Source organism: Alkalibacillus salilacus (assembly GCF_030812915.1).
Lineage (GTDB): Bacteria > Bacillota > Bacilli > Bacillales > Alkalibacillaceae > Alkalibacillus > Alkalibacillus salilacus.
Window position 1 is genome coordinate 156,644 of the sequence record NZ_JAUSTQ010000004.1, and the last position, 18,475, is coordinate 175,118.

General features: G+C 38.6%; 22 protein-coding genes. 6 read left to right on the plus strand and 16 right to left on the minus strand.

The features are described 5' to 3' along the window. Positions 1 to 14 precede the first annotated feature (14 nt). From J2S77_RS06670 to J2S77_RS06690, 5 genes are all read right to left on the minus strand, one after another. Positions 15 to 617 carry a class I SAM-dependent methyltransferase gene (locus J2S77_RS06670; RefSeq protein ID WP_306975807.1) on the minus strand — a complete coding sequence of 201 codons (603 nt, stop codon included), beginning with the start codon at positions 615 to 617 and terminating at the stop codon, positions 15 to 17. Positions 618 to 820: 203 nt separating this feature from the next. After that, positions 821 to 1,696: a glycine betaine ABC transporter substrate-binding protein gene (locus J2S77_RS06675; RefSeq protein ID WP_306975809.1), complete on the minus strand. Its 876-nt coding sequence runs from the start codon at positions 1,694 to 1,696 to the stop codon at positions 821 to 823. Between the two features lie 48 nt (positions 1,697 to 1,744). Next, positions 1,745 to 2,959: a M24 family metallopeptidase gene (locus tag J2S77_RS06680; protein ID WP_306975811.1), complete on the minus strand. Its 1,215-nt coding sequence runs from the start codon at positions 2,957 to 2,959 to the stop codon at positions 1,745 to 1,747. A 113-nt stretch (positions 2,960 to 3,072) separates the two neighbouring features. Continuing rightward, a complete protein-coding gene (locus tag J2S77_RS06685) occupies positions 3,073 to 3,789 on the minus strand; it encodes a GntR family transcriptional regulator (protein ID WP_306975813.1) in 717 nt (238 codons plus the stop codon). Positions 3,790 to 3,961: 172 nt separating this feature from the next. After that, positions 3,962 to 4,849, minus strand: coding sequence for a glycine betaine ABC transporter substrate-binding protein (locus J2S77_RS06690; protein WP_306975815.1), 888 nt, complete (start codon positions 4,847 to 4,849; stop codon positions 3,962 to 3,964). 182 nt (positions 4,850 to 5,031) lie between these two features. Here J2S77_RS06690 and J2S77_RS06695 point away from each other — a divergent pair, with 182 nt between their 5' ends. The 4 genes from J2S77_RS06695 (at position 5,032) to J2S77_RS06710 (ending at position 7,799) form a co-directional block, all read left to right on the plus strand. Then, positions 5,032 to 5,682 carry a spermine/spermidine synthase domain-containing protein gene (locus J2S77_RS06695; RefSeq protein ID WP_306975818.1) on the plus strand — a complete coding sequence of 217 codons (651 nt, stop codon included), beginning with the start codon at positions 5,032 to 5,034 and terminating at the stop codon, positions 5,680 to 5,682. Between the two features lie 119 nt (positions 5,683 to 5,801). Further along, the gene (locus tag J2S77_RS06700) at positions 5,802 to 6,482 is read left to right on the plus strand and encodes a zinc metallopeptidase (protein WP_306975819.1); all 681 of its coding nucleotides are present in this window, start codon (positions 5,802 to 5,804) and stop codon (positions 6,480 to 6,482) included. A gap of 14 nt (positions 6,483 to 6,496) precedes the next feature. Continuing rightward, a complete protein-coding gene (locus J2S77_RS06705; RefSeq protein ID WP_306975822.1) occupies positions 6,497 to 6,934 on the plus strand; it encodes a DUF5392 family protein in 438 nt (145 codons plus the stop codon). Then, positions 6,927 to 7,799 carry a TetR/AcrR family transcriptional regulator gene (locus tag J2S77_RS06710; RefSeq protein ID WP_306975823.1) on the plus strand — a complete coding sequence of 291 codons (873 nt, stop codon included), beginning with the start codon at positions 6,927 to 6,929 and terminating at the stop codon, positions 7,797 to 7,799. Before J2S77_RS06705 ends, J2S77_RS06710 begins: the two co-directional genes overlap by 8 nt. On the opposite strand, the gene J2S77_RS06715 is transcribed toward J2S77_RS06710, so the two are convergent. After that, the gene (locus J2S77_RS06715) at positions 7,796 to 8,176 is read right to left on the minus strand and encodes a hypothetical protein (RefSeq protein ID WP_306975825.1); all 381 of its coding nucleotides are present in this window, start codon (positions 8,174 to 8,176) and stop codon (positions 7,796 to 7,798) included. The genes J2S77_RS06710 and J2S77_RS06715 overlap by 4 nt on opposite strands. 73 nt (positions 8,177 to 8,249) lie before the next feature. Between J2S77_RS06715 and J2S77_RS06720 the strand changes: the two genes are divergently transcribed. Beyond that, the gene (locus J2S77_RS06720; RefSeq protein ID WP_306975827.1) at positions 8,250 to 8,648 is read left to right on the plus strand and encodes a PH domain-containing protein; all 399 of its coding nucleotides are present in this window, start codon (positions 8,250 to 8,252) and stop codon (positions 8,646 to 8,648) included. A gap of 97 nt (positions 8,649 to 8,745) precedes the next feature. Here J2S77_RS06720 and J2S77_RS06725 read toward each other — a convergent pair whose 3' ends face one another. The 5 genes from J2S77_RS06725 to J2S77_RS06745 are packed head-to-tail and all read right to left on the minus strand — an operon-like array spanning position 8,746 to position 12,652. Beyond that, on the minus strand, positions 8,746 to 9,015 hold the full coding sequence (locus J2S77_RS06725; RefSeq protein WP_306975828.1) for an HPr family phosphocarrier protein: 270 nt from the start codon (positions 9,013 to 9,015) through the stop codon (positions 8,746 to 8,748). A 12-nt stretch (positions 9,016 to 9,027) separates the two neighbouring features. Continuing rightward, positions 9,028 to 9,477: a PTS sugar transporter subunit IIA gene (locus tag J2S77_RS06730; RefSeq protein WP_306975830.1), complete on the minus strand. Its 450-nt coding sequence runs from the start codon at positions 9,475 to 9,477 to the stop codon at positions 9,028 to 9,030. Between the two features lie 29 nt (positions 9,478 to 9,506). After that, positions 9,507 to 10,880 (minus strand): PTS fructose transporter subunit IIC, encoded by a 1,374-nt coding sequence (locus tag J2S77_RS06735; RefSeq protein WP_306975831.1) that lies wholly within the window; start codon positions 10,878 to 10,880, stop codon positions 9,507 to 9,509. Further along, positions 10,877 to 11,845, minus strand: coding sequence for a 1-phosphofructokinase (gene pfkB, locus J2S77_RS06740; protein WP_306975833.1), 969 nt, complete (start codon positions 11,843 to 11,845; stop codon positions 10,877 to 10,879). The genes J2S77_RS06735 and pfkB overlap by 4 nt, the downstream gene beginning before the upstream one ends. A gap of 3 nt (positions 11,846 to 11,848) precedes the next feature. Beyond that, on the minus strand, positions 11,849 to 12,652 hold the full coding sequence (locus tag J2S77_RS06745; RefSeq protein ID WP_306975834.1) for a DeoR/GlpR family DNA-binding transcription regulator: 804 nt from the start codon (positions 12,650 to 12,652) through the stop codon (positions 11,849 to 11,851). A 148-nt stretch (positions 12,653 to 12,800) separates the two neighbouring features. Here J2S77_RS06745 and ptsP point away from each other — a divergent pair, with 148 nt between their 5' ends. Next, positions 12,801 to 14,516, plus strand: a complete 1,716-nt coding sequence (gene ptsP, locus J2S77_RS06750; protein ID WP_306975835.1) for a phosphoenolpyruvate--protein phosphotransferase — start codon at positions 12,801 to 12,803, stop codon at positions 14,514 to 14,516. A 37-nt stretch (positions 14,517 to 14,553) separates the two neighbouring features. Here the strand turns inward: ptsP and J2S77_RS06755 are convergent, their stop codons facing one another. From J2S77_RS06755 to J2S77_RS06775, 5 genes are all read right to left on the minus strand, one after another. Further along, positions 14,554 to 15,969 carry a DHA2 family efflux MFS transporter permease subunit gene (locus tag J2S77_RS06755; protein WP_306975837.1) on the minus strand — a complete coding sequence of 472 codons (1,416 nt, stop codon included), beginning with the start codon at positions 15,967 to 15,969 and terminating at the stop codon, positions 14,554 to 14,556. Between the two features lie 109 nt (positions 15,970 to 16,078). After that, entirely contained in the window at positions 16,079 to 16,237 is a 159-nt protein-coding gene (locus J2S77_RS06760; protein WP_306975839.1) for a hypothetical protein, read from the minus strand. A gap of 26 nt (positions 16,238 to 16,263) precedes the next feature. Further along, entirely contained in the window at positions 16,264 to 17,016 is a 753-nt protein-coding gene (locus tag J2S77_RS06765; protein ID WP_306975841.1) for a class I SAM-dependent methyltransferase, read from the minus strand. Between the two features lie 62 nt (positions 17,017 to 17,078). Then, complete coding sequence (locus J2S77_RS06770) at positions 17,079 to 17,351, minus strand: DUF4190 domain-containing protein (RefSeq protein ID WP_306975843.1); 273 nt, start codon at positions 17,349 to 17,351, stop codon at positions 17,079 to 17,081. Positions 17,352 to 17,793: 442 nt separating this feature from the next. Further along, the gene (locus J2S77_RS06775) at positions 17,794 to 18,423 is read right to left on the minus strand and encodes a YczE/YyaS/YitT family protein (protein ID WP_306975844.1); all 630 of its coding nucleotides are present in this window, start codon (positions 18,421 to 18,423) and stop codon (positions 17,794 to 17,796) included. Positions 18,424 to 18,475: the final 52 nt, after the last annotated feature.

Genomic DNA, 18,475 nt, shown 5'->3' on the forward strand with positions numbered 1-18,475 from the left:
AACCAGCTCTTCTTTTATATCTTCTGGATAATAACTTGGATGACGTGACCTAACCCTAAATGACGCTTCCCCTCAACTCGATCAGCTTCACCATAATAGAAATGCAGACATTTGTAATCATTAATCCAATCTAACACATCACTTGGGTTATAAAGCATCTCTTCTGTTTTCGGTCCACCTGAGCGATAAGGCAACTGGTCGTCAGAGTACACTTCGAACATAATGTAGCCACCTAGCTTAACTGAGTCGATCATGCTCTTAATAAGAAATGCTTGGTCATCTTTTGGCACATGACCAAACACCATAATCGCACCTTCGTATAAGTAAGGGTCGACTTTTTCAACTGTTAAATCTTTCTGAACCGTTCGAACTGAAACACCTCGTTCTTCAGCTAACTGTTTCGTTTTCTCAAGACCTATTTCAGATTGATCATATGTGGTGACCTCGTAACCCTGTTCAGCTAGAAAGATAGCATTACGCCCTTCCCCTTCTGCAAAACAAGCAATTCTCCCACCTTCAGGTAACACCGAGTAATGCTGTCTAATAAATTGATTCGGTTCTCGTCCATAGATAAAATCATCATCAGAAAAACTATTATCCCACATCTGCTTAGACATGACAGTCACCTTCCTTTCTCATAAGATTTTATACCATACTGTCAGCGGTTATGTGAAAATCACTGCTCATATTAAAAGTTCTAAAACAAATAATTTACAATCGATTTGATGAAATTTTGTTTTATGATTAAATCTGTTTACTTAACTTGTATCCTAATCAAATAAAAATAAAGGCAAGTAGCAAAGCTACTTACCTTATCATTTTATTCATCAGTTGTTAACCATTCATCAATAACATCTTGGTTGTCATCAATCCAGTTCTGTGCGCCTTCTGCTTCTTCATCTGCTTCGTTTAATTCTGCCATTAGACTACCAAGTTGCTGGTCATCCAACTTAAAGTTATTAAACCATTCAACAACTTCTGGATGTTCACCCTCGAAACCTGTACGTGTTCCATATAAAATGTTTTCAGAGTCGCCATACACATTCTTAGGATCGTCTAAACTTTTCAAATCCATTTCAGCAAATGCCCAATGCGGTTTCCATAGTGTGACCACAACAGGCTCTTCGTTATCCATTTTTGATTGGAGCTGCGTAAGCATTGTTGGCTCAGAAGAACTCTGCAATTCATAATCTAAATTATATTCACTAATGACATCTTCAGTTAATCCCATCAGGCTTGATCCTGGATCGATACCAACTATTTTCGAATCAAATTGCTCCTTGTTTGAACTCAAATCTTCTATACTATTGATATCTTCCATATACGAAGGTACGACAAGTGCTAATTCCGTCCCCTCATACCATGCTTCATGCAAATTAATATTTTCTTCATGCTCTTCATAATATGGGACATCAGTTATTGGCATCCAAATTTCCATACCAATATCAATATCCTGATTTGCTAAACCCTCATAAAGAATCGCCTTCTCAACATTTTCTAATGTTACCTCATAACCTTCTTCCTCTAAAATTATTTTCCACATATTAGATACAGCTACGTTCTCAGCCCAATTATTCATACCAATTGAGATTTCGCCTTTCGACTCCGCATCATCACCTGATTCGTCACCACAAGCAACAAGCACAAATAAAACAGAAATCAATAATACGACGATTAATGTTTTTATATTATTCATAATAACCTCCTAGATAAGCTTCCTTAATTCGTTGGATCACTTCACCTATTATTTTAATAATCTTTCTTCAAACGGAAATGCTGAGAAATTCTCTACTCCATCTTCTGTAACAAGAAGTTGTTCCTCTAGTTTCACGCCTTCTTTTCCACCAGGAGAACCAATATAGCTCTCAACACTAATCACCATGTTCTCTTCGATAACACCGTCGTAACCTTTTACATCAAAATCTTGTGGATACACAATATATGGGTACTCCCCACTTAAGCCTGTTCCATGGGCTACTGTAAAATAGCGATTCGGAAAGAATTCATCAGGTATTTGCCAACTTTTCTCCGCATATTCTCTGAATGTCATACCAGGCTTTAACAACTCCATATTGTACTGAATCTGTTCATAGGCTGTTTGATATAGACGGCGTTGCTCATCTGTAGGCTGACTATCTCCACAGAAAAACGTTCGACTAATATCAGTAAAATAACCGAATGGACCATTCATATCTGTATCAAATGCAACTAATTCACCTTCATTAATGACTTTGTCACTACATTCTTGAAACCATGGATTGGTTCTTTCACCAGAACTCAATAAGCGTGTTTCAACGTAATCTCCACCTTGTGCAATGTTTGTCTGATGAAGATAAGACCAAAGTTCATTTTCTGTGATACCAGGCTCTAAAGCTTCTACCATACGAACCATTCCAGCTTCGGCCGTTTGTACAGAAATTTTCATGGCTTCAATTTCTTCTTTACTCTTAATACTACGAGCATGCTCAATCGGCTCCTGCCCGTCAACGACTCGCATTCCCTCATTAGCTAAGGCAATCGCGCCGGATGGATGAATTCGATCTACGGCAATTTTATTGTTTCTACCAGCATGTTCTCGCATTAATGATGCAATTTCTTGTGCCCATTGTTTTGCTGTATCTTCAAGGTTATAACCTGAGGCGACATAAGACATTGTCAAAGCAGGACGAACTTCATCAATGGTTTCTATACCTTCCGACAAATGCTCACAATTAGGAAAGTCGAACAACACCACAGGACCTTCAGTAGGAATAAACACGTACCTGCCTGGATTACGTAGCATGAATACTTGCATATTACGACTACCTGTTGCATAGCGCAAGTTAACAGGATCAAAAATGACTATTCCACCATAACCAAGTGATTTCAATTGTTCTCGCACACGATTCAAGCGATATTTTCGCATTCTAACTAAGTCAATTTGAGTTTTGTCATGACGAACACTATTGTATTGAACCAAAAATTTTACCCCCAACACTGTATTTATATCTTTCAGTAAACTTATTGTAACATGTTATAAACATATTGCAATAAGTTTACCAACTAAAATACATGTTGAGGGTAAGTTAATGATTAATATTTACGTCCAACTTCTATTCTATAGTTAAAAGCACTCGGCAGATATTTAGTTTTTGAGTATTCTATTGGATTCTGATCCTCACCTAACGTGACACGATTTATTTCAATCAATGGATCACCACTTGTTATACCAAGTAAATCAGCTTCATCACGATTAGCTATAATGGCAGTAACACTTTCTTTGATTGTTGAATAGTTAATTCCATGCATCCCCAGTACTGGGAATATATCAAACCATTCGTTTTCTTTTTCAGTTAACATGTCACTAATATAAACAGGTGCAAATAATTGCTGTAAACCAATAGGATATCCATCTGCCAGCCGTATTCTTTCAAGTAAATATACTTGCTCCTTTTCTCTTAGCTCTAATTCCTTCTTAGCAAAGGAGTGTTCCTTCATAAACTGAGACCGAAGAACTTTCACTGAAAACCCCGTGCCTAACTCATGATGTACAATTCCTGGATTATGTAAATCTTCCTGCGGCTCTTCCTTCACTCTGGAGGCAGCACCTCGGCGCGTCTCAACTATTCCATCATTAGCCAAATCGCGAATCGTTTGCCTAACAGTTGTTCGGCTAACATTATATTGTTGCATAAGTTGACTTTCAGATGGAATAGGGTCGCCTGGAGATAAGTCACCGTTATGGATGCGATCAATTAGCTTCCGTTTAATTTGTAAATACAATGGAATTCTTCTTTGGTTATCAGTCATTATTGCCACCTCTATTCTCACTTTATTAACTTTATTTTACTCTTTTTAAACAAGCTATCAAACCTAAAGCTAGTTTAATTCAACACATCGTACTTAATTTAAAACACTTTTAGCTTTACAAATGCTAAAATATAAACTAAAAGGTAAGTAGCTCAGCTACTTACCTTTTCCATTATTCATCAGTTGTTAACCATTCATCAATAACATCTTGGTTGTCATCAATCCAGTTCTGTGCGCCTTCTGCTTCTTCATCTGCTTCGTTTAATTCTGCCATTAGACTACCAAGTTGATCATCATTTAGCATGAAATTGTCGAACCATTCTACCACTTCAGGATGTTCGTCCTCTAATCCTAGGCGTGCTGCGTAAGAAATATTTTCTGAATCACCATATACATTTTCAGGATCTTCAAGTAATTTTAAATCCATCTCTGCAAACACCCAATGTGGTTTCCAAAGGGTTACAACTACAGGTTCTTCATTGTCCATCTTCGTTTGAAGTTCTGTAAGCATTGTTGGCTCTGATGAGCTTAATAATTCATAGTTGTCTAATTCATAAGTACTCATCACTTCTTCTGTTAATTCCATGATACTTGCACCTGGATCAATCCCTACAATTTCGCCCTCGAATTGATCAGCGTTACCTTGTAAGTCTTCAATACTATTAACATCTTCAACATAAGATGGTACAGTTAAAGCTAAATCTGTACCTTCATACCATTCTTCACGCCAATCAATAACATCTTGATATTCTTCGTAAAATTTACCATCTGTGTTCGGTAACCAAATTTCCATACCAATATCAATGTCGCCACTCTCTAAACCTTCATAAAGAATCGCTTTATCCACGTTTTCTAATGTCACTTCATAACCTTGCTCTTCAAGTATGATCTTCCACATATTTGATACGGCTACGTTTTCAGCCCAATTATTCATGCCAATTGAGATTTCACCTTTATCTTCTGTTTCTCCAGATCCTTCTGATTCTCCACCTTCATCATTTCCACAAGATGCCAAAATCATTAGCAATGAAATGATGGATAGCATCATCCACTTCTTCATCGAAAACCTCCTGATTTTCATAATTGTTTGCCGAACACCTCACAAGTATATAGTTTAACACAGTTATCAGCTTAAACCAGACAAAATTTTACAATATAAGGCATAACTCTTGATTGTTTATTTTTTATACCAAACGTACAATAGAGTTAGCCTGAATTTTCTGGCAAAAGGAGTTAACTAATATGACCACACTCAATATTATTGAACGACTTGAAACAGACCGAGGCGATTTGCAGTTACAACAACGCGGTGAACACTATGAAATTATCAGTAATGGCACATTTTTAATGGCAACCTATAATGGAGAATCTGAACGAGAACTTGTACGTTCAGCATTGGCAGATTTAAGTGGCGACAAACATGTATTAATCGGCGGGCTTGGAGTGGGCTTCTCACTAGAAGAGGCACTCCAAGATGATGCCGTTCGCGAGGTAAAAGTCGTGGAAATTGAAGATGCGATTATTAAATGGAATCACGACACTTTAGCTCCTATGACCAATCATGCTATTGAAGATAAACGAACGAACATTATTCACGGTGACTTAATTGAATGGATTTATCGTACTACCGACCAATTTAATGCGATTTGTCTTGATATAGATAATGGACCTGATTGGACGGTGTATGATGAGAATGGATCTCTTTATGAGCCAAAAGCCTTAAAGCAACTCAAAAGGCTTCTATCTCCAGGAGGAATCATCGCCTTTTGGAGCGCTCAACCATCTGAAGCCTTTGTTCGGATGTTAAACGACTACTTTGATGACGTTAAAACTGTGTCCATTCCTCAGCCAAAAGGGCCTGATGATATTGTTTATTTAGCTAAAAAAGTTTAATCTCATTCAACTAAGACTAGTTACTTGAACCCGTGTGTTCTATGCAGTAAAATAATCTTGTGACCATTAAGTCACATAATGACCATGTAGTCAATAATTGAAGCGAGGCGATGTGAACGATGTTTTTTCATCCAATGGATATTTTAATATTTGCTGCACTCGGATTAGCCATGTGGGCACAATCAAAAGTCAAAGGGAATTTTGAAAAGTGGTCACAAGTCCAGGCATCTGCTCGAATGAACGGAGCTCAAGTTGCACGTCGTATACTGGATGCTGAGGGGCTTCATCATGTGCAAGTGACACATTCGCAACAAGGAGCCCTCTCCGATCATTACGACCCTAAAGCGAAAACGATTCGATTATCTGACCCAGTCCATAACGGCAACTCTATTTCATCATTGTCCGTAGCAGCGCATGAAGTTGGTCACGCGATTCAAGACTCAACGAATTATTCAATGTTATTATTACGTCATAAATTATTTCCTGCTGCTAATATTGGTTCGCAAATGGCCCCTTTTCTACTCATAGGTGGTTTCCTTTTAGAAATGGCGAACTTAATAACCGTGGGGATCGTACTCTTTTCGGCTGCGGTGTTATTCCAAGTCGTGACATTGCCTGTCGAATATGACGCCAGCCGTAGAGCAAAGAACCAGCTCGTTCAACTCGGTATGATCTCAAACCAAGAAGTCCGTGGAGTCGGAAAAGTGTTAAATGCTGCTGCATTAACTTATGTAGCAAGCACACTCATGGCTGTCTTGCAGTTAATTAAATTTATTATGATTGCTCGTAGCCAGCGTTAAAGGAGTGTTAAATTATGAAACTCTTAACACCGAAAAAAGCATCTCCATACGTTAAACAAGGCTTTAGTGAAATGGAAAGTTACTTATCCCCTATACTTAAGAAGAGTATTATTTATTCAATGATTGCCTTTCCACTCATTACAATATCTGTCTTTAACCTTATTTATCTATTAACCACCACTTCGATTAATCAGGATACGGCTATAATCATCGGTGTGCTAGCTGTTCTTGGTGCTGTTGGAATGGCACTATTCAAAGAGTCCATGCACCATAATCGTTCATTGCAACAGCAAAGCCTGAACTATATTTACAAACGCATTCAGCAAAGCGAAACTGTACCTGCTCAAGCCATTGAACGTTATATACGCGACCTTAAAGCCAATCCAGGTCGTGCTTACCAAACCTTTCAAGCGTTTTTACAGCATGAGGAAAGGTTGACGCACCATGACTGATAAGGAACAACTCATCCTAAATAATGCAATTAAGCTATTTTCTCACAAAGGGTTCTCCCAAACATCGATGCAAGCGATTGCTGATGAATGCGATATATCTAAAGGTGCGTTGTATGCTTATTTCAAATCGAAGAACGATTTATTATTTGCTGCATTAGAATACTATTTTGACAGTATATTAGTTCGGATTTCGACCATTGCAGAACCTAAGGACCCGCATGAACGATTAGTCACTCAATTAACCTATTTTTTCGAGAATGTGATTGAGCACCGCGAATTCATGGAACTCCCTTATGAACAAGGTGGTTACTTAAGCGAATCGATCCGCCAAGTCATTCGAGATAAGTATACTGACGTTCATCGATTTTATATGCAAGGTTTAGAAGCCATTTATGGACAACCTATCAAACCCATTCTATATGATTTAGCCTTAATGCTAGAAGGCATGATTCGCGCTTACATCCCTGTCATCATTCATGCTAATTCACATTATGATATGGAATCACTCATACGTTTTGTGCTCAAACGAGTCGATGATATTGTTAACGGATTTAGCACGCGCGAAGATTTACCATTCTTAAACGACATTCAAGTAAAACAATTATTAAAAAAAGCGCATGATCAACAGCTATCGTGGTACGATGCCATTGAACTACGCTTATCAAAGTTAGAAGAAGTCGTGCAAAACTTGCCTCAGGCTAGCGATTATCAAGTTTCGATTGATGTCATTCGCGATGAACTGAACCGAAAACAAGTCAGAAAACCCGTTATTACAGGGATGCTTTCTAATTTAAATGACGTCCCGCATGCTCATCGTTATGTCCATGAAATTGAAATGGTTCTGTATCATGATATGACGATTTAAAATAACCACATCAAAAAGATAATAAAAGCAATTGTTAGGATACGATTAATGATGATCAACCAATGCTCTTTGGATTCTGGATTATGTATGAAAGATAGAATCGCAGATACAAAAAAGTAAGCTAACAACAAGATTAGGAACACATTTTCTATTATATCTGATATATTTGTTTCGATTAGTGAAGAAACCAATAACAACCCTATAATAATCTGCATGATTCTATTTTGCATCCGTTTTTTCTGATCGTGATATGGTTGCTGGCGAAAAATCGCATCACCTGTCGCTTCCATACCAAAGACGTACCGAAAACCGAATTGGAACATTAACATGAACAATCCGAAGACACATGTTAAATATATAATCATAACACTTGACATCTTAATACCTCGCAAATAAAATTTAACAATTTCATTTAATCATATTTATTATTAACTTTAAAGGAGTGACGACATGACTTACCCATCCCGAAAAGATATTTGGACCGCCATATTATGGTTTGGCATCATTGCAATTGCTCTCATCTGGACATTCATAAATAATGATATGCTTTTATTAAGTATTAGCGTCATCGCGTTAATTATAGCAGTTTGGTTCTGGCTGACAGTTCGTTATCATGTAGAGGAACGCCATTTGACCGCTTATTATGGACCATTTAAAAAATCAATCGACATTCATGATATTGAAAAAATTCGTTTAGTTCGTAGTCTTAAGTTTTCACCAGCACTGGCGCTGACAAGACTCGAAATTACATACGGATACGATCACCAAGTGATTCGCGTATCCCCATCCGATAACAGTTTATTTGTGAAACAATTGATGTCGATTAATCCTGATATTGATTTTGAATAAGTGATCACTTGCTAAAATAGATTTTAGCGATTTTATGATACTTTTGTGCGAGTGGAATAAAAAAAGGTTGGCGCCATATTAGCGCCAACCTTTTTTCTTAAGATTCGAAGTTATTTTTGACTAAATTAACTAGTGTATCAATAGCTTCTTCTTCATCTTCGCCTTCCGCTTTAAGGCCAATTGTCGTCCCTTTTTCAATTCCTAGCGTCATAACGCCGAGAATACTTTTAGCTTCAGTTTCTTTCTGCTCTTCGCCTGTTACGATTTTAATATCAGAAGAAAACTTACTAGCTTCTTGCACAAATTGTTGTGCTGGTCGAGCGTGTAAACCTGTTTCATTTTGAACAACTACTTCTACTTGCTTCATGATAGGTCCTCCTTATGCTTCGAGCGCTGCTAACAACTCGTCACTTGAAGAAGCGTCTTGTAACTTCTGACGGAAATCTTCATGCATGAGTTTTCGTGATAGTTGCGACAAGATTTGTAAGTGTTCATTACCTGCTTGCTCTTCAGGAATCGCAATCATAAATACTGACGTCACGGGGTTACCGTCTAATGATTGCCAATCGACTTCATTGGTCAAACGTGCAAAGGCAAGACCCGGTTCACTAACACCTGTTGATTTGCCGTGCGGAATAGCCACACCAAAACCAATCCCTGTCGATCCTTCTGCTTCACGATTTAGCACCGCTTCTTTATAGACGGCTGCATCTTCTACAACGCCTGTATTTTGCATCACTTTGATTAATTCGTCAAGACTTTCTTCTCGAGAACTTGCGTCAAGATCAAGTAAGACATGTTCTTTTTTCAATAACTCTTTTAATTCCATTTAAATCGATCTCCTTTTTTCTTGCTGTTTTAAGCTTCTGTGACTTGTTCGGGTTTTCTCTTAAATAGTGCAACTAATAAAGCTGTTACGATAGCACCAATTGCAATCGCTAATGCGTATAAGAAGACGTTCGTGACGGCATCGCCTATAAATAATACGAAGACTCCTCCGTGGTTCACACGTAATAATACATCAAATGCCATCGTTAATGCACCTGCTGTGGCTGAACCAATAACAAATGCCGGAATAACACGGAATGGGTCAGCCGCCGCAAACGGGATCGCACCTTCAGTAATGAATGATATCCCCATAACACCAGCTGCTTTACCGGCTTCACGTTGTTCACGGTTAAATTTATTTTTCACAAATATAGTTGCTAACCAAACACCTAATGGTGGCGTCATACCTGCTGCCATCACTGCTGCCATTGGACCAAATAAGTCACTAGCAAGTAAACCTGAGGCAAAGGCATAAGCTGTTTTATTTACAGGACCACCCATGTCAACAGCCATCATTCCACCTAAGATGAGACCTAAGAGTATAGCATTAGCTCCAGACATTGATTCTAACCAATTTTCTAATCCTGTCATCATCGCCGCTACAGGATCATTAATAAAATAAAATAACGATAGACCTGTGATTAAAGTAGCTAATAAAGGTATGATTAATACAGGCATGAGTCCTTCTAGGTTTTTCGGTACTTTCACATACTTCTTGATCGCAAGGGCGACATAACCTGCTAAGAAACCACCAATGATACCACCTAAGAAACCAGTTCCCACTTCATCCGCAATCAAACCAGCAACTAAACCAGGGGCAAGACCAGGTTTATCTGAGATTGAATAAGCAATAAAACCAGCTAAAATTGGAACCATCATCGAGAACGCTAATCCACCGATTTCATTTAGGTAGAAAGGCAGCGTCCCTTCTTCTGGCGAATCTTCTACACCAAAGGCAAAAGACAATGCCATCAATAAACCACCAGCTACAATCAATGGAATCATGAAGGAAACACCGTTCATTAAGTGTTTATAAAAACCTTTACCTTCACCTTTTTCTTGTTTACTGACTTGTGCGTCATGTTCTTCAGTTGATTTCTCTTCCATGTTCACAGCGCGATCAATTAAGCCATCCGCATTTTTAATCGCTTCACTGACACCAACACGAATGATATTTTTCCCTGCAAAACGCTCTTCATCCACATGCGTGTCAACGGCTAAAATGACGGCATGAGCTTCGCGAATGTCTTCTGCTGTCAATTCGTTTTCAGCACCGACACTCCCTTGCGTTTCCACTTTCATCTCAATGTCTTTACCTTTTGCGGCTTGGTCCAATGCCTCGGCTGCCATGTAAGTATGGGCAATACCCGTTGGACAAGCTGTGACTGCTACTAACTTTGTCATGTTTCTAACCTCCCCAAATCATTTAATCCTATTTTCTCAACAGAAACTGACTCGACATATGCTTCGATCTCCTCTAAGGTGCAAACCGTTGTCCCTGGTTTCGAAGCCGTAATCGTTCCTGCTGTTGTCGCCCACTTGGCTAGTGTTTCAAAATCATATCCTTGGTTAAGCGCATACACCATAGCACCTACCATTGAATCGCCCGCTCCAACTGTGCTCTGCGGTGTAATTGAAAACGGTTTTACTTGATAAGTTTCTGTTTGACTAACAAATAGTGCACCGTCTCCACCTAAAGAAACAACGACTATGTTGATGCCTGACTCAACTAATTCCTGACATGCTTTAATGATTGCTTCGCTCGAATCAAAACTAGTTTCAAATAATTCCTCTAACTCATGGATATTCGGTTTAATGACATGTGGCTTAGCTTTAATCCCTTCTTTTAGAGCGGGACCACTTGCATCTAAAACCGTTTTCACACCATGTTCTCGTGCGAGGTTAATATAGCGATTATATTGATAATCATCTACACCATCTGGGGTGCTTCCGCTTAAAACTAAGTAGTTTGTATTAGTCAATAGTTTAGTTAATTTTTGTTCGAATGCTTGTAAGTCATCCTCTAATACTTTAATACCTGGCTCATTAATTTCTGTCGTGACACCTTTAGATTCATCAACGATTTTTAAATTGGTTCTGACATCTCCGGAAACTTGTTGGAAATCATAATCGATCGATAACTGATCCAACGCATTTTCAATCATGCGGCCAGTCGACCCGGCGCTGAAACCAGTTGTCTGTGTTTTTATATCTAGCTGTGTTAATACTTTAGCGACATTAATTCCTTTGCCACCTGGATCAGTCACAGGATCTGACTTCAAACGATTTAAACCACCAATTTCAAACTCGGGTAATGAGATCGTTTTATCCAGGGCGGGATTAAGTGTCACTGTCAGTGGTTTGGTCATGATTTAATCCTCCTGAAGCTTTACAATATCTAATTTGACACCTATCCGGTCTAATTCTGTTTGATACCAATCATCAACACGATCATCTGTAATTAAATGATGAATCTTACTAAGCTCAGCGAATTTCGCAAACGTTACTTTATCAAACTTACTATGGTCGGCTAACACGATGGCATCCGATGCTTGTTGAACCATCAATTGCTTAGTTGAGGCTTCGATTAAGTTCGGTGTCGTGAGCCCATCTTCCAAATCAATACCATTCGTTCCGATAAACGCTTTATCAACATGCAAAATGGATAAAGTTTGATCAGTGATTGGTCCGACTAATGCTTGCGTTTCATGACGCAAACGACCACCTGGAACGATTACTTCAAATTGGGGTGAATCTTTTAACAGCTCAGCATGGACAACCGAATTCGTAACAACTGTTAAGGATTGAAACTGTTTTATTTCATAAACTAACGGAAGTGTTGTCGTTCCTGCATCGATTAAGATGGTGTCACCTTCTTGGATATACGATGCTGCGCGTTTGGCAATGGCTTGCTTTTCTGCCAGAAACCGATCAGATTTTTCTGTAACAGTCGGTTCGAAATTGACACTTTCAAGCGCAATGGCGCCTCCATGCGTTCGTTTGATCCCATGATCTAGTTCTAATTCCTTTAAATCACGACGGATTGTCGATTCTGACACATTGAATGCATCACATAATTGTAGAACTGAAGCACGTTGATGTTTTTCGATATAGTTTTGGATTAGCTGTTTCCGCTCTTCACCATAAAGCAAATAAACAACACCTCTCTTAATCACTGATATGATCACTTTTGATTGTTTATGATTGTATTTGACTGATTTTGATTATAATAGATGATGTAAGCGGTGTCAAAGATTTTGTTGAAAGTTGACTCCCAACACTTCATCCATTTATGATAAAATTCACTCAAGGAGTTGATTGATTATGACTGAAATAAAAGGTATCGGAGCCTCGAACGGCGTTCAAATAGGAAAAGCCTTTGTACTTCAAGACCCTAAATTAACGATTAATGAAGATAAAGCGAGCGACGTTCAACAGGAAAAGGATCGACTTAATGATGCTGTTGAACAAGCTAAGCTTGATTTAGAACGAATCCAAAAGCATGTCGAACAAGAGATGGGCGAAAATCACGCGAAAATCTTTGGTGCTCATTTGCTCGTTTTACAAGACCCTGAGCTATTGAATGCGGTCAATACAAAGATTGAGTCCGAACAAGTTCATGCCGACAAGGCTTTAAATGATACAGCGAACCAATTTATTTCCATGTTCGAAAGCATGGACAACGATTATATGAAAGAACGCGCAGCTGATATCCGCGATGTCTCCAAACGTGTGATTTCGTACTTATTAGGCGAACCTTTAGTCACAACAAGTGATATCACAGAAGAAGTAATTCTAGTTGCGCATGATTTACTTCCTTCTGATACGGCTCAGCTAAACCGAAAATATGTTAAAGGAATCGTGACGGATATCGGTGGACGAACGTCACATTCAGCTATCATGTCCCGTTCGATGGGCATTCCGGCTGTTGTTGGTACCTCGGAAGTCACAAATTCAGTGGATGCTGGTATGACAGTCATTATTGACGGTCAAACAGGTGATGTCATCATAAACCCGAGTGATGATCAACTCAATTCATATCAAGCAAAGCAACAAAAAGAACAAGAAGAAGCTGAGCAGTTGAAGAAATTAATCGGTCAGCCCGCTAACACAACAGACAACCATACTGTCGAATTAGTTGCGAACATTGGCTCGCCGAAAGACTTAGAAACCGTCATTGAGAATGATGGCGAAGGAATCGGATTGTTTAGAACTGAATTCTTATACATGGACCGTGACAGCCTGCCGACAGAAGAAGAACAGTTCCAAGCTTATCAACAAGTCCTGTCCACAATGGCCAATAAACCTGTCGTGATTCGTACTTTAGACGTTGGTGGCGACAAAGACTTACCTTATTTAGACTTACCAGAGGAACTAAATCCATTCTTAGGCTTTCGTGCATTGCGTCTATGTCTAGAAAGAGATGATTTGTTCCGTGTCCAATTGCGCGCTTTATTACGTGCTAGTGTGTACGGCAATCTCAAAATCATGTTCCCGATGGTAGCTACATTAGAAGAATTCCGTCAGGCGAAAGCCATTCTTGAAGAAGAAAAACAAAGTTTAATTCAAGCAGGTCATGATATCAGTGATGATATTGAGGTTGGTATTATGGTTGAGATTCCGTCCACTGCCGCCTTAGCTGATCAATTCGCCAAAGAAGTCGATTTCTTCAGTATCGGTACGAATGATTTGATTCAGTATACGATGGCTGCTGATCGCATGAATGAACATGTAAGTCACCTCTATCAGCCATACCATCCTGCAGTCCTTCGCTTAATTAAGCAAGTCATTGATGCTTCGCATGCAGAAGGCAAATGGACAGGCATGTGCGGAGAAATGGCTGGCGATGAAGTTGCCATTCCGATTTTACTCGGTCTAGGCTTAGACGAATTTAGTATGAGTGCTTCAGCTGTTCTGCCAGCGCGAAAGCAAATTCAAAACTTAAGCTATAGCACATTACAGGAAGCAACAACTGAAATCCTATCACAATCAACCAACGCTGATGTTAAAGCGTATGTAGAAAAGCATTTCTTAAACTAAAAAATCAGGCGCCCATTAAATGGGCGCCTGATTTTTATTATGAAGCTAAATCTTGATTTTCTTTTCGACTGATTCTTGTCATATAGAATGCTAACACTAATCCAAGTAGTGAGAATAGACCAGCTAAGAAGAATGAGGCATTCACTCCTTGAAGCTCTCCCTGAATACCGCCATTCGGATCAGCTAACGTGACCATTACCGTCACCATCAATGCCGTACTAATCGCGCCTGACATTTGTCTAAATGTATTATTCATCGCTGAACCGTGTGCAATTAAATGCTCTGGCAAGACGTTTAAACCAGCTGTCGTCACTGGCATCATCACCATCGCAATACCAAACATTCGAACTGCATTAACTGTAACTAAGTACAGGTAAGTCGTTTCTGGCGTTAAAATAGAGAACATGAATGTTGTTACCGTCATTAGTGTTAAACCGACATACAACAACCATTTAGGTCCGAATTTATCAAATAGTCGACCCGTAATAGGATTCATCATCCCCATTAAAACAGCACCAGGCATCAGCATAAACCCTGCTTCAATCGGTGAGTAACCTAACGTATTTTGCATCATAAGTGGTAATACAATCGCCCCGCCGATCATAGCAAAGAAAGCAGTCATACCAATCACCGTTGCAATCGTAAAGATTTTATATTGAAAGATCCGAAACTCTAATATAGGTTGTTTTAATTTCAGTTGTCTTAAAATGAAAATCGCTAAGGTAATCGCTCCGATAACCATGGAAATATAAACGTCAGGTGAGCCCCAACCTTCATTTCCGGCAACACTAAAGCCATATAATAGACCACCAAAACCAAGCGTAGATAAGATAATGGATAACACATCGATTTTTGGAAAATCTCGTTTTGTTACATTCTTCAAAATAAAGAACGCTACAATAATATCAATAATTGCAATCGGTAAGACAACCCAGAATAGACTACGCCAGATAAATTGTTCTACTAACCAACCTGATAATGTCGGACCAATTGCTGGTGCAAAAGCTATTACCAGTCCAAATAGGCCCATGATTTGTCCGCGTTTTTCGATTGGGAATATTAAGAAGATAATCGTCTGCATGAGTGGCAAAATAATTCCTGCACCAGCAGCTTGTAAAATACGTCCACCTAATAAGAACCCAAAGGTTGGCGCAATAGCACACAATAAAGTCCCGACGGCAAAGGAACCAATTGCTGTTAAAAACAATGCCCTTGTCGTAAATCGGCCAATTAGAAAGGCCGTCACAGGGATCATAACCCCGTTCACTAACATAAATATTGATTGTAACCACTGTGCGGTAGATTCATCAATTTGTAAGTCCCGCATAATATGTGGAAGTGCTGTACCGAGTAATGTTTGGTTTAATATCGCAACAAACGCGCCTGAAATTAAAACCAACATTAAGGGTGCACGTTTAATATCATCTTTTTCTTGTTGGTCTCCTAGTGACATTATTATTCCTTCTTTCTATAAATTAATCACCAACAATTAATCATAGCAAAAATATTTCGTTTTACGAAAGGTTTTGCTTAAAAAATTTATATAAAAATAAAACATCGCTTCAACTCACCAAGCGATGTTTCACTTCAGGGCTATTATGCTGGGCTTCATCAATCAAATCCTTTTCATCAAAATAAGAGAACATAAAATAAATAACGAAAGCCATAATGATGACTACAGCAATCATAATCCCAACAATTGTTTTTCCTTTAATGTTCATTCAATTGCCTCCTTACGACGTTCATGTTACTTCACCGCTTCAAAAGTGATCGTGTTCGTTTCTCCATTAATTGGTGCTTCCTCTTTATAGTCTGCTGTTAATGATATATTAATAAACCCAGCTTGTGCTAACATAAGTCTAAGCTCTTCAATTCCAAACCACTTAAACGACACGCGTTCTAATTCCGCTTCAACAAATTGCCCACGATGCCACCGTTCATATTTATGATGTGACTTGATAAGCTGATCAACCCAACTCACATCAACTATTTTATCTTCTAATGTGATCACATCACCATCAAAAGATTCCCATTCATGTGTTTTAACATGTCCAACTTCAGTTGTCCTCGGAAATGTTACATCAAATATCAAGCGACCATCAACTTGTAAATGATCATAAAAACGAGTTAAAGTTTCCATCAATTGATCCCACTCACTCAACGTATGAATGGAACCAGCAGGCAATATAATAGCATCATAGGTCGCATCAATTGAAAGAGTATGCGTCTCACCTTGAAACAAGCGTGTAGGAAGACCCCTTGCTTCAAGATGATCTTTACATAAATCTAACCAATCCGTCGAAACATCCATCCCTTCAACGTTCAGACCTGACTCAATTAACGGAATCATCACACGACCCGTCCCGACAGCAGGCATTAACACTTTCCCTTGAACACCTTCTAAACGATTACGATAGAATTCAAGATCGCCAAATGAGTCTCCTATAGGATGAGTTAAATCATCAACTTCTGTTGCCATTGAATTATAAAATCCATACATAAACTAACGCGCACCTTTTATCATTTTATAGCAAGAGATCCCTAAACAGATCTTTTCGTTTATTACATAAATAAAATAACTAAAACAGTAACGAGTGGTACTACCAAAGCGACAATATTACAAAATAAGCCTGCTTTTGCTAAACCTATTCCTGGAGTCTTTTGTTTACGAATCATACCAATCGCAAATACACCAAATAATATCCCTACAACCGAAACAGCCATCCCCATAATAGTCCAAACTAGCATACTCACTAATGAGACAACACCTATGACAAGTGAGGCAATAGCCAGACCACTATGTGAAGCTTGCTGTTGACCTTCCGTAGAATCCATAGTTTCACCCCGAATTTTTATTACTAAGTAGCTTAACTTTAACATAAAATGGTCTTTCTAAAATAGTGACCCATTTTCAATCATATTATAGAGCAACACCTCTTATATTAGGAAGGTGATTAGGCCTTGAACTTTTCTCATTATATATTATTAACGCTGATTGTTATCGGGTTAACTGCTCTTCTCCGTATCATCCAATTACGTAGTTATACAAGATTGCATTTATTTTTCAGTTTTTTCTTACCGTTATTAGTAATAGGTGGATTATTTTGGCTAGTCGGGAGCAGTAACAACCTTGCATCCTCATTATTTTATGGCATTGGCAAACCGATGACTATTTTAAGCATCATCGGATTAATTGCTGGATACAGTTGGTTGTATGCCATCAAACGATAATAAAAGCTACCCACATAAGTGAGTAGCTTCTATTTCAAAGTTGTATTTAGGTTGATGGATTCCAACGATTTACAAGTAACGCTTTGACTTTGGCTGTGCGCTTAAAGAAAAACTGGACAAGCGGACCAATGCCAAACGCGACGATTACTGTTCCAATTCCGATAGGACCACCAATTAAGAATGCGATAATCATAATCAAAATTTCTAATCCTGATTTAGAAACAGCTAAGCTCAACCCTGTGCGATAATGGACAGCCATCATTAAGTTATCGATCGGATTACGGGCAAAATCCAACTGTAAATACATCCCAATGCCAGCACCCATTCCTAAAACACCTAAACCAAGTAATCCAATGCGAGCTGCCATTTCGGTGACCATCACGCCATCAAATACGACAAGCAACCAGAAGTCGATAAATAAACCGATTAGGAAAATGGTGATGACGGCTGAATAATCGAATTTACTTTGTAATAAATACTTATTAATGATAATGAGTACAATACCAACAAGGAAAATCCATGTTCCAACTGTCATCCCAAATATATTCGACAAACCAACGAACAGCGCATCCCAAGCACCAACACCTAGATCTGATAAAATTAACATTGTAATTCCAAACGATAGGGTTAACATCCCAAAAACGTAAAACATAATGGAATACATTAAATCTTTCATTATATAAACACCCATTCTATTTCAAATCAATTCAACTTAAATATAATACCAC